Annotated in this window: 9 protein-coding genes; 8 read left to right on the top strand and 1 reads right to left on the bottom strand. The window is 37.3% G+C overall.

Annotated features, from left to right (window positions below):
• Window positions 1-47 precede the first annotated feature (47 nt).
• The 8 genes from A9G42_RS07270 (at window position 48) to A9G42_RS07305 (ending at window position 8,993) form a co-directional block, all read left to right on the top strand.
• On the top strand, window positions 48-443 hold the full coding sequence (locus A9G42_RS07270; protein WP_065581997.1) for a hypothetical protein: 396 nt from the start codon (window positions 48-50) through the stop codon (window positions 441-443).
• Window positions 444-530: 87 nt separating this feature from the next.
• Window positions 531-887: a hypothetical protein gene (locus A9G42_RS07275; RefSeq protein ID WP_065581998.1), complete on the top strand. Its 357-nt coding sequence runs from the start codon at window positions 531-533 to the stop codon at window positions 885-887.
• 351 nt (window positions 888-1,238) lie between these two features.
• The gene (locus tag A9G42_RS07280; RefSeq protein WP_065581999.1) at window positions 1,239-1,958 is read left to right on the top strand and encodes a DUF4123 domain-containing protein; all 720 of its coding nucleotides are present in this window, start codon (window positions 1,239-1,241) and stop codon (window positions 1,956-1,958) included.
• A gap of 9 nt (window positions 1,959-1,967) precedes the next feature.
• Window positions 1,968-2,966, top strand: coding sequence for a hypothetical protein (locus A9G42_RS07285; RefSeq protein ID WP_065653073.1), 999 nt, complete (start codon window positions 1,968-1,970; stop codon window positions 2,964-2,966).
• 17 nt (window positions 2,967-2,983) lie between these two features.
• Window positions 2,984-7,045, top strand: a complete 4,062-nt coding sequence (locus tag A9G42_RS07290) for an RHS repeat-associated core domain-containing protein (protein ID WP_065653074.1) — start codon at window positions 2,984-2,986, stop codon at window positions 7,043-7,045.
• A gap of 12 nt (window positions 7,046-7,057) precedes the next feature.
• Entirely contained in the window at window positions 7,058-7,411 is a 354-nt protein-coding gene (locus tag A9G42_RS07295; protein ID WP_065588209.1) for a hypothetical protein, read from the top strand.
• Window positions 7,412-7,754: 343 nt separating this feature from the next.
• Complete coding sequence (locus A9G42_RS07300; RefSeq protein ID WP_065653075.1) at window positions 7,755-8,222, top strand: SMI1/KNR4 family protein; 468 nt, start codon at window positions 7,755-7,757, stop codon at window positions 8,220-8,222.
• A gap of 207 nt (window positions 8,223-8,429) precedes the next feature.
• The gene (locus A9G42_RS07305) at window positions 8,430-8,993 is read left to right on the top strand and encodes a hypothetical protein (protein WP_065653076.1); all 564 of its coding nucleotides are present in this window, start codon (window positions 8,430-8,432) and stop codon (window positions 8,991-8,993) included.
• Here the strand turns inward: A9G42_RS07305 and A9G42_RS07310 are convergent.
• The coding region (locus A9G42_RS07310; protein WP_143426125.1) for an integrase core domain-containing protein at window positions 8,988-9,229 on the bottom strand (242 nt) is incomplete at its 5' end. The two genes, A9G42_RS07305 and A9G42_RS07310, sit on opposite strands and share 6 nt — an antisense overlap.

The following is a 9,229-nucleotide window of genomic DNA, read 5'->3' on the forward strand; positions in this document are numbered from 1 at the left end:
ATAAGATAAAAATAAAATTTATAAAAATTAATTAGATACTAATCCATATGTTAAATAGGGGTAACAATATAGACAGCTTAAGTGTTGATGTTAAAATTGACTGGAAGCCTATACAACAAGGTGGAAAAAAGGCAATTCCAATAAATATAAAATATTATGTAATTACTCAGCCAATGAAAGGTAAAAGTGGTGATATGTCATCTTGGTCATTAGTGTTAAATGTGCAACGTTGCGAACTATTAGAACCCGACCAAAGAGTTGGCTTTGGAAAAGCCTATTTTTTAGTAGAGGATGCACCAAGTTTTTTACTCGAAAAAGGATTTACAATGAATATTTATGAAGGTTATAAGCTAGTTGGCAAGGTTGAAGTGCTTCAACTTCTTCAACTTCTTCAACTTCTTCAGCTTTTAAACAATAATCGACAATATTATTATAAACGCTAAAATATTTAAGATGTTATCTGTATGGCAATGGTTAATAGCGGTCTTTAAATATTCGACTGCTGCCTTTTAATTAAAAATAGAGGGGATATGAATACAAAAGAAATACAAACAAAATACGGTATTATTTATACACGAAATGCATTAATTTTATCTGAGGTTAAATTAGAATGTTATCCATTTACCTTGGTTGTTGATACGTCATTGTCATTGGCAGGTTGCAAACCAGAGATTTTAAATGTTCCTGAAGTTAAAGTGACATTTATGTTTAATGATATTGACCGTTTGTCTATTTATGAAATAGATGAGTATCCCTACGAAAAATATTCAAAATCTAGTTTTGATTTAGTCGATGAAGTTCATAAAGCAGGTAAACAACGCATAATACTTAGCACTTATGATCATATTTTTGATGTAATTGGTAGGTATGAAATCAAATATTATTAATCTATAACATAAAACCGATTATTTACCTAAATCACCTTACTAAACATGGCAAAGCGCTGAAAATACAAGTATTCAGCATAACTAATCTAGGTTTATTGTTAAAAAAATAACAAAAATAGACTAAAAAAAGGTTACATAGAATAAAAAATAATCTTATCTTAGCTAAAAAATACCTTTATTTTTCGGTTTTTTAATACTTTCTAAAGGAATTTAGGTAAATATCATGGAGCTTGCTGTTAGTCGTATTGCTTTAATCATCAATCGCTTTATTCAATATCCCTTTTTTGTCTTTTATAAGTTAAACGGGTTTTTAGCTTTGTTGGTTTTATTGCGCAATGCAAGGAGCAGATTATGCTAGCTATGCCACTGTCTCAATGGCGCACGATTACCGCTACCTCTGCCATGCCTTTGTATGCCGTACTTTCTAACGTCAGTGATGCGCAAGCGGTTAAAAACTACTATATCACTGATGGCTCACAAACGCCCTATGGTCTTTATAGTGGTACTCCTTACGAGCACTGGTTTTCTGTTATGCCTATGCTAGTGAGACTTGATGAGCATAGCCCCTTTTTAGATTGGATTAATAACACTGAGCACAAAGACTGGGGCTGGCTGGCACGCTCTCATTTACCCTTTGCAGACATCTGCGCCCATTTACGGAGCTTAACCCAGGCCATTATGCCCGATGGTGAAACGGTATTTTTTCGCTACTGGGATGGCGAATATTTGTCAATCATGCTTGATTATTTTACTGATAGCTGGCAAGACGTGCTGCCTGCTTTTGCTTTTTACTGGATTAATCATCAATCACATGTAGTGCATGTACCCGTTGAGCAAGCGGTGCAAACTTCGCCTTGGTGGCAGGTGCCAGAATCATTAATAAAAAAATTGGTAACCGATAAAGAGGATCTGCTATTAGAGAATATCTTACAAACGTTACAAGAAAGTTATCCGAAAATATATTGGGCCTATCGACATGATATTTTAGAGAGAAAAGTTAAACGTTTATTACAATGTAATCAGGGTAAAAGTGACGTTTGGAATTTCATTTTACAACAACTTCAATCATAGGATAACAAAATGACAGAGGACATCATTGCTCCCCCCTTATCAGAGCCTGTTATCACACCCGATGTACAAGCAGAAGCCAATAAAGTCATAAATGAGGTTATTACTGATTTTAAAAATTGCCTTAATGACTACAAATCACTAACCGATACTAGATTTATCGGACGCTTTTTTGATATGGATCAGCAAATTAAGGTGGGTGATATGGAAATTATTCAAAATGTCCAAAGTCGCGCACGAATGGATGGGGTGACCACCTGCCCATTAAGCGGCGAGCTGGTTATCATACATACGTTTCAAACCGCAGGTAAAACCATTCCAATCCCGAAAACCAAATACCGGGTATATGAGGTGGAATCAGGTTATATATGGGATAGTGATAATTACGTCAGCGAAGGTAAATTAGATGATAATGGTAAAGCTGTCTTAAAATTAAAGCCAAATCAAAAATATAAAATTATGTTTTATCCCAATCTTACAAAAAAAGATTTAGACAAGCTCTATGCTTCTTATGATGGTTTAATCAGTCAATGTGCAGATTGGTTAGAAAAAAACTGGAATAATCGGCAAAAGCAAGAATGGGAAGCTTATATTGCTAATGGTGCATCAATAGATTGGGTCGAGGCATGTAAAGAGTTTGCTGATGGTATCTGGACGACGTTAAAAGACATTTGGAATTTAGTGTGTAAATTATTTGATATATTTTGCCATCCTTTAGAAAATGCAAAAAAACTGAAACAACTTATCGGTGATGGCGCTGAAAAGTTAATTCAAATGTATGATGAACATAAAGATGAAATAGGCGATATGCTAATGATGCTTAAAGATGAAGCCATGCTATTTATCTTTTTTAATGCAACTTGGTGTCTTTTCAAATTGTTAACCCCCGAACAATTAGTTAACTTTAGTGCCAAAATTGTAGGGCAAGTATTAACCGAAGTGATTATTGCTATTATTTTACCGGGCGCAGTTCTAAAAAAAGGATTTGATATAGCAATGAACTTTGCTTGATAAGAAGGATTATAATAATGAAAAAAAAGGTAGCAAGCACATCAACTAAAGAGCTTATTGAAGCGCTAGAAGAGTTAACCGACATCGCTAAGCAAGCATGTAAAAAACATGTCAAAGATAACCATGAAATAATTCACAGTGGTGGCGTGGATGTTAATGCACACAAAACGGCAACAACCCATAGCAATGCAACGGGTGTAACTGAACATGGCAGCGTTGCTTCATCGGGGGGGAATCCACAGACAAAAATAGAAAATGCATCGTCACATATCACCGACACCCCAGAGGCCGGTAAAAATGCCAAAGGGCAGGCGGTTTCTTCTGATAAACAGACGCCTCATGATGGTGACCCCATATCGTTATTAACTGGCGAAGAGCTATTATCGGTTGAAGATGGTCACTTAACGGGTATCGTGCCTTTTATTTGGCAACGTTTTTATCGTACCAGTGCTGTTGAATTACAGCAAGGATTGGGCTATGGCTGGTCGCACTTTTTAAGTCAACATTTGGTATTTAACAACGATAGCATCACATGGTTAGACCATGAAAATCGCCAAGTTAGCTTTCCCTATCCAACCGAAAAATACACACAGAGATTAAATAGCTTATCAGAAGCCATGTTGTGCCAAGGTGAACAAGATAATGAGTTTATCATTGTTCAATCTAATCAACCTTTTTTAGTGTTTAAACGTGCAAAAGAGGGGACAACAGCTTGTTTGAAACGCATTATAGACAAGCATAACAATGCCATTAAGGTTATTTATAACGCCAATCGGCTACCTTCTGCCATTTTATCACCCGCAGAGCAACCGACGCGCAAGTTAGTCTTTATTTATGAAAATGAAATAGACGCAGCGACTAATGAAAATAACCCAAGCACCCCGAATACTAATATAAATTTAATCCAACAAGTTGAATTACACACCCGAGTCGCACAAGAATGGCAGCGTGTTTCGGTGCTAGCAAAGTACACTTATAACACGCTTTACCAACTTGTTGCGGTGACGAATGCCGCAAATGAGACCGAGCACTATACTTATGATGATAAGCATGTTATTCAATCACGGGTCATGGCGGGTGGGGCAACCTTTTATTGGGCATGGCAAAATGAAGGTAAGCAGGCACGCTGTTTACGGCAGTGGGCGAACTTTCCTCAATTGGATAGTCAGTATCAATGGAATGATGAAGAAAACAGTGTCACGATAATCCACCAAGATGGCAGTAAAAGTTATTATAAGCATAATACCCATGGTAAATTAATCCAAAAAATATCTGCGGCGGGTCATGTACAAAGCTACGAATATAATGATAAAGGGCAACTGACAGCTGAAATTGATGGCGAAGGTCATATTACCTATTATGATTATTCCCCCATCACTGGCGCGTTAGATACCATCACTTATCCCGATGGGCATAGTGTTCATTATGACTACTTGCATGGGGAAATTTATACCCTCACTCAGGGTGATAAAGAGACTTACCAACAATGGCGTTTTCGGCGTGATAGCCAAGGGAACTTACTGGAGCTAATCGACCCTCAAGAGCGCAGCACGGTATATCAATATAATGCTCAAGGTAAGCCCATTTTTATTCAATATCCTGACCAGAGTCACCAACGTTTAGTTTGGTCAGAGCAAGGGGAATTATTAGAGGATAACTCTTCAATTCAAGGTTTACGCCAATTTGGCTATGATGCTATTGGTCGCTTAGAATGGGAAAAACAACAAAACGGCAGTACCACACACTACCGTTATGATGCGTTAAATCGAATTACCCAAATTATCTTACCCAATAACACCACCCGTGAGTATCGCTATAATGCTTATGGTAAAGTGATTTGGTTTAAAGATGAAATGGGCAAAATCACCCAATATGATTACGCCGCGCCGTTACACCTACTCACCCAATTACACCAACCTAATGGTGAAAAACTGGCTTTCCAATACGATAATGGGCATTTACAGATTAGTCAAATCACCAATCAAAAAGGGGAGCATTATCAATTTCGTTACACAGCTGATGGATTATTAAGTGAAGAAATTGGTTTTGATAATATAAAAACCACGTACCATTATAATAAAAACAACCAACTTATTGCCCGTTGTGAATACGGAGATGAACATCAATCTGAGCCATTTATTACCCGATATGAGCGTGACAGCCTTGGGCGATTAATTCAAAAAATATTACCGGATGGAAATATTGAGCACTATGAATATGATACTATCGGTCGCTTGATAGCGGTAAAAGATAACGAGAATGTATTAGGTTGGGAATATAACAAAAGTAATCAACTCACAGCCGAACACCAAAACTGGGCGACTATCCGCCATCGCTACGATGAAAACACCGGCTTACTCAATGGCACTAAACTGCCCGATGGGCAATGGTTAGAATATCATTACAATCAGGGTCAGCTACTGGGAATGACACTCGACCACCAGCCATTAGCCGCTTTTCGTTGGGATAAACAAGGGCGAGAGTGTGAACGTCGTCAAGGTAATGGACTAGTTAACCGTTACCAGTATGACCCGCTAGGGCAACTTATTGCCCATCAACGTTATCATGGTTATGATATCAGCACCCAAACCTCGCCAACGCCAATTTGGCAACAGCAATATCACTATAATCCTAACGGACAGCTTGCCGAAATCACCGGACATCAGCCACGCCGTTATCGTTATGATAACGCTGACCAGTTACACACCGTGACTTACCCTGAGGTCAATCCCGAACAGCATCATGCTGAAAAAGTCGAGCAGTTTGATTACGACCCAACGGGCAATAAAATCAGTGAAACCCAAGCGCTAGCTCCCACGCCTTTTCATGCCAATATTGCCAAAGGCAACCGGTTAACCTTTTTTAGTGATAAACACTTTGAATATGACCGCTTTGGTAACCTAATTGCCGAAAAACGCGGAAAAGACCACAGCCTAGTTACCCACTATGAGTACGACTGCCGGCATCGACTTATCAAAGTGATTAAACCGACGGGGCTTATCATCACCTATACTTATGATGCCTTTAACCGTCGTACCAGTAAAACCGTAGATGGTAAAACTACCGAGTTTATCTGGCAAGGTAGTAAACTTATTGCCGAGACCGATAACGATAAACATTGGCAAAGCTACCTTTACGAGCCAGACTCTTACCGTCCCTTAGCCCTTGTGCACGGCAATGCCCAACAAGATAATATCAAACTCTACTGGTACCAAAACGACCACCTCGGCACACCCATTGCCCTCACCAGCAACATGGGTGACACGCTCTATGAATGCCAGTATAATGCCTATGGACAGATAATAAACGAAACCTACCATCAGGAGGGTACCCAAGCCCTACCTGATAACCCATTAAGGTTCCAAGGGCAATATTATGATGAAGAAACAGGGCTTCATTATAACCTAAACCGTTACTATGACCCATTTACCGGCAGATATATCACCCAAGACCCACTAGGTATACTGGGTGGGTTAAATAGTTATCAATATGCCAATGGCGATCCGATAAATTGGATAGATCCGTTAGGGTTGATTAAGGTTGAAAATAATGGGTTTGAGGGGGTTATTGGAAAGGGGACGAATGGGAATAAAATAGGAAATCTTGAACCAGGAAATCCAGCAAGTACAAGTATTTCAAGAGATGGCGATCGTTTGGTTTTAAATCAAGGGCAACTACCAACTTGTGGGCCGAACTCTTGCGCAATGGTTATGGACACTGCTGGACTAAAATATGATTTAGGAAAATTGGTCACAGATGCAAAAGTTACGACTAATGGTGCAAGAATGAATGACCTTGCTACAGCAATGCGTAACCAAGGATTATCCGATGCGAAGTTCACAGCAAAAATTTCAATTGAAGACTTGGCTTTAGCCACATCAAAGGGAAATCCTGTAATTGTAGCAATGAAATTAGATCGGGGTGGCCATGCTGTTGTTGTTGATGGTATTACAGTAAGAAATGGTCAACAAGTTGTTGCTATAAGAGACCCTGCATTAGGTCGACAATATTTTACCCCATTAAATGAGTTTAAAGAAAAATTCATGGGGCAAGCTATTATAACAAATTCCCCAAAATAATAAGGAATAGAAATGAATATTGATTTAAGTTGGTTATCCAGACAATCAGGAGGAAATAAATACCTTTTAGGATATTTATTTATATCAACAAAAAATAATGATCTGTTTGGTTTTATTTCGAATGTGAGTAACATTCAGGAAGTTAAAGAAAATAGAAAAATATTTCTAACAGAACAAGCTATAACTCAGATAATGGAGCAAGATGAAACTTTTGGAGCCTTAGTCGGCGGAGAGTTTTTATATTTTGCAATGCCTATTATTATAGAAGCTCTCAAAGTATTTCAAGTTGAAGATAAGATATATCTGGATAAAAATAGTATTATTATTCTGTATGAGAATGATGATACACAGAAAATCCTTATTTAAGGATAACCTCACCTAACAAGTGGGGATCTTTTTTTATTGGAATGGCAACACATATTCAAACAAAAAAATTAAGGGATAAGTGTTTTTTAAATTCAACAGAAAGCAAGTAGCCTAACGAAGAATGTAATCGATTATTATCATACCAATAGGCATAAGCCGAAAAAGCGCGTTATAACTCAGTCTCAGTCATTGACTGACTCAGCAAATAAATTTATGTATTTGCAGTTTTTTATTTGGCAACGTCACAAGGAAAATCATTCAATTATTCACATTAATCCAAATACAATACCATCAGGTATAAATAGATTTAAATTTGAATTTTGGAAAAATAAGGCAGTAAGCTATGCAAAGTAAAATAACACCTAACGATGTTAAAAAATTAATTGATCTTAATTCACATATTATTAACTTTGGTTCTCCCGATAATGCACCTAGTAGCGAGTGGATAAATAAAGCAGAAAGTTATCTTCATGTTAATTTCAGTGATTCATACAAATGGTTTCTTGCTGAATATGGAGGTGGAGATATAAATGGAGAAGAGATTTTTAGTATCTATGAAATGGACTTTGAAAATGCTATAGGAGGAGACATAGTTTATAACTATATAATTGATATCAGAGATAATCTCCATGATAAAAATGAAATAGTTGTAAGTAGAACTGATTTTGGAGAAGAATTTTATTTTAATTACAATAAAAGTTATAAAAATGAATGTCCAATTTATTTACGTTTAGGCAAAGAAGCTGGTAAGATTTATACCATTAATTTTTATGAGTTTTTATATAAAAGGATAAAGGATTTGATAGATTAAATTATTATTTAAATATAACTGCCACTTACACAGTGAGTCTGTGATTATACAGTACAGTTTTATCTAAGAGGGGAAATAAATATGCTAAGGTTAAAAAAATAGTCAGGCTACTAGCATTATAACCCAAGCACCCCGCCGACTAATATAAATTTAATCCAATAAGTTGAATTACACACCCAAGTCGCACAAGAATGGCAGCGTGTTTCGGTGCTAGCAAAGTATACTTATAACACGCTTCACCAACTTGTTGCGGTGACGAATGCCGCAAATGAGACCGAGCACTATACTTATGATGATAAGCATGTTATTCAATCACGGGTCATGGCGGGTGGGGCAACCTTTTATTGGGCATGGCAAAATGAAGGTAAGCAGGCACGCTGTTTACGGCAGTGGGCGAACTTTCCTCAATTGGATAGTCAGTATCAATGGAATGATGAAGAAAACAGTGTCACGATAATCCACCAAGATGGCAGTAAAAGTTATTATAAGCATAATACCCATGGTAAATTAATCCAAAAAATATCTGCGGCGGGTCATGTACAAAGCTACGAATATAATGATAAAGGGCAACTGACAGCTGAAATTGATGGCGAAGGTCATATTACCTATTATGATTATTCCCCCATCACTGGCGCGTTAGATACCATCACTTATCCCGATGGGCATAGTGTTCATTATGACTACTTGCATGGGGAAATTTATACCCTCACTCAGGGTGATAAAGAGACTGGTATGTCCACACTTTTTAGTACCAAAAAGATAAGGTCATAGATTCATTTTATATTCAATGGGTGACTGGTAATTTAAAGACGAATGAAGCCTGTTGTAATTAAACCAATCCACATAGTGATTAAATTGCAACCTGAGTTGTTCAAGTGAATCAAAAATCGTGTTTGACACAAATTCAGTTTTCACCGCTTTAAATGTTGCTTCAGCCACAGCATTATCATAAGGGCATCCCTTATGGCTTAATGAACGCTCAATGCCAAATTCCTTTAAACATTCAT

Origin of the sequence: Gilliamella sp. Nev6-6, assembly GCF_001690605.1 — a bacterium.
GTDB classification, from domain to species: Bacteria; Pseudomonadota; Gammaproteobacteria; order Enterobacterales; family Orbaceae; genus Gilliamella; species Gilliamella apicola_C.

Excerpts from the sequence above, each read along its gene's own strand:
- A9G42_RS07270 (WP_065581997.1), top strand. The coding sequence starts at position 48 with ATGTTAAATAGGGGTAACAATATAGACAGCTTAAGTGTTGATGTTAAA.
- A9G42_RS07275 (WP_065581998.1), top strand. The coding sequence starts at position 531 with ATGAATACAAAAGAAATACAAACAAAATACGGTATTATTTATACACGA.
- A9G42_RS07280 (WP_065581999.1), top strand. The coding sequence starts at position 1,239 with ATGCTAGCTATGCCACTGTCTCAATGGCGCACGATTACCGCTACCTCT.
- A9G42_RS07285 (WP_065653073.1), top strand. The coding sequence starts at position 1,968 with ATGACAGAGGACATCATTGCTCCCCCCTTATCAGAGCCTGTTATCACA.
- A9G42_RS07290 (WP_065653074.1), top strand. The coding sequence starts at position 2,984 with ATGAAAAAAAAGGTAGCAAGCACATCAACTAAAGAGCTTATTGAAGCG.
- A9G42_RS07295 (WP_065588209.1), top strand. The coding sequence starts at position 7,058 with ATGAATATTGATTTAAGTTGGTTATCCAGACAATCAGGAGGAAATAAA.
- A9G42_RS07300 (WP_065653075.1), top strand. The coding sequence starts at position 7,755 with ATGCAAAGTAAAATAACACCTAACGATGTTAAAAAATTAATTGATCTT.